Origin of the sequence: Xenophilus sp. (assembly GCF_044462705.1) — a bacterium.
Lineage (GTDB): Bacteria > Pseudomonadota > Gammaproteobacteria > Burkholderiales > Burkholderiaceae_C > Xenophilus > Xenophilus azovorans.
The window spans coordinates 2247-4462 of sequence record NZ_JBIQNC010000295.1; the positions used below are offsets into that span (position 1 = coordinate 2247).

Annotated in this window: 2 protein-coding genes; one reads left to right on the forward strand and one right to left on the reverse strand. The window is 73.1% G+C overall.

What is annotated here, in order from left to right:
- Window positions 1-376 (forward strand): MOSC domain-containing protein (locus tag ACIY1X_RS25005; protein WP_399685993.1); only part of this gene is annotated, 376 nt, incomplete at its 5' end.
- 21 nt (window positions 377-397) lie between these two features.
- Here the strand turns inward: ACIY1X_RS25005 and msbA are convergent.
- Complete coding sequence (gene msbA, locus ACIY1X_RS25010; protein WP_399685999.1) at window positions 398-2182, reverse strand: lipid A export permease/ATP-binding protein MsbA; 1785 nt, start codon at window positions 2180-2182, stop codon at window positions 398-400.
- Window positions 2183-2216: the final 34 nt, after the last annotated feature.

Consider the following 2216-nt stretch of genomic DNA (forward strand, 5'->3'; position numbering starts at 1 on the left):
GGTGGGCAGTGCGCAGTTCGAGGTCAGCCAGGGGCGGCAGCCCTGCTGGAAGCTCAACGACCGCTTCGGCGTGCCCGACATGGCGCAGCGCGTGCAGGACGGCGGCCGCGCCGGCTGGTACCTGCGCGTGGTCCGGCCCGGCGAAGTGCGCGCGGGCGACGCGGTGCAGCTGCTGCAGCGCCCGTTCCCCGGCTGGAGCGTGGCCCGCCTGCTGGCGCTGATCGCCGAGCGCAACTGCGACCCTGCCGTGCTCGACGAGGTGCTTGCCCTGCCGCTGCCGCCTTCGTGGCAGCGGCTCTTCGGCCGGCGGCGCGACCACGGCGGGGCCGAGGACTGGCGCGCCCGGCTGCAGGGAGAGGAGTCGGCCGGCCGCTGACGCGCCGCGGCCCGTGCGGACTCACAGGATCGGTTCGGCCCCCGCCTGCACCGCGCCCACCGCATGCGTCTGCAGCCGCGCGTAGAGCCCGTCGGCCGCCATCAGTTGCGCATGGCTGCCCTGCTCGACGATGTGGCCGCGGTCCATGACGATGATGCGGTCGGCATGCTGGATGGTGGACAGGCGGTGCGCCACGATGACGGTGGTGCGGCCCTGCATCAGCCGCTGCAGCGCCTCCTGCACCTGCCGCTCCGACTCGGTGTCCAGCGCCGAGGTCGCCTCGTCCAGCAGCAGCACCGGCGCGTCGCGGTACAGCGCCCGCGCGATGGCCAGGCGCTGGCGCTGCCCGCCCGAGAGCTGCGTCGCGTTGTGGCCCAGCACGGTGTCGATGCCCTGCGGCAGGGCGGCCACGTGCGGCGCCAGGTTGGCCGCCTCCACGCAGCGCTGCACGCGCTCGCGGTCGACGGCCTGGCCCAGCGCCACGTTGGCGGCCAGGGTGTCGTTGAGCATCACCACGTCCTGGCTCACCAGCGCGAACTGCGCGCGCAGGCTGGCGAGCTGCCAGTCGGCGACGTCGGTGCCGTCCAGCAGCACCTGGCCGGCCGAGGGCAGCACGAAGCGCGGCAGCAGGTTGACCAGCGTGGTCTTGCCCGAGCCGGAAGGGCCGACCAGCGCGACCACCTCGCCGGGCCGGATGACGAGGTTCAGGCCGTCCAGCGCGCGCGCCTCGTCGTCGTCGCGGTAGTTCACGCGCACGTTGCGCAGCTCGATGCCGCCGCTGGCGCGCGCCAGCGCGAAGCGGCCCTCGGCCTCCGAGGGCGTGTCGTCGATCAGGCCCAGGCCGCGCTCCAGCGCCGCCAGGCCGCGGGTGATCGGGTTGGCCATGTCGGCCAGGCGGCGGATCGGCGCGATCAGCATCAGCATCGCGGTGATGTACGCGACGAAGCCGCCCACCGAGAGGCCCTGCTTGCTGCTTTGCCACAGCGCGATCATCACCACCACCGACAGCGCCACGGCCGCGAACAGCTGCGTGAGCGGCGTCATTGCCGCCGAGGCGATGGTGGACTTGACCGCCAGCCGGTTGAGCTGGTGCGACAGCCGCTCGAAGCGCGCCGCCTGCGCGTCCTGCGCGCCGTGCAGGCGGACCATGCGGTGCGCCAGCACGTTCTCCTCGACCACGTAGGCCAGCTCGTCGGTGGCGGCCTGGCCCTGCCGCGTCAGGCGGTACAGGCGCCGCGAGAGCAGCTTCATGATCCACGACACGCCCGGCACCAGCACCGCCACCACCAGCGTGAGCTTCCAGTTCAGGTACAGCAGGTACAGCAGCAGCGCGATCACGGTGAAGCCGTCGCGCGAGAGGCTCAGCAGCGCCTGCACCAGCAGCACGCCGCCGGTCTGCACCTCGTAGACCACGGTGTTGGACAGCGCGCTGGCGGACTGGCGCGAGAACAGCCCCATCTCGGCCGACAGCAGCCGCTCGAACAGCACCCGGCGCAGGCGCTGCATGCCTTCGTTGGCGATGCGCGCCAGCGCGTACTGCGAGACGAACTGCGCCACGCCGCGCACGGCGAACAGCAGGACGATCGCCGCCGGCACCATCCACAGCGCCAGCCGGCCCTGGGTGAAGCCGCGGTCCAGCAGCGGCTTCATCAGTGCGGGCATCAGGGGCTCGGTGAGGGCGGCCATCATGGCAGTGACGACGCCGATGGTCCACCACTGGCGCGAACCGCCGAACCAGGTCATCAGCCGGCGCAGCCGGTGCGTGAGGGGAGGGCGCTCGCTCGCGGCGGCGGGGGTGGGCTGCATGGGCGGGGATTCTATGAAGCCGCCCCGGGGCGCC

Bases quoted from the DNA above. Each gene is read 5' to 3' on its own strand.
- msbA (WP_399685999.1), bottom strand. From the start codon at position 2,182: ATGCAGCCCACCCCCGCCGCCGCGAGCGAGCGCCCTCCCCTCACGCAC.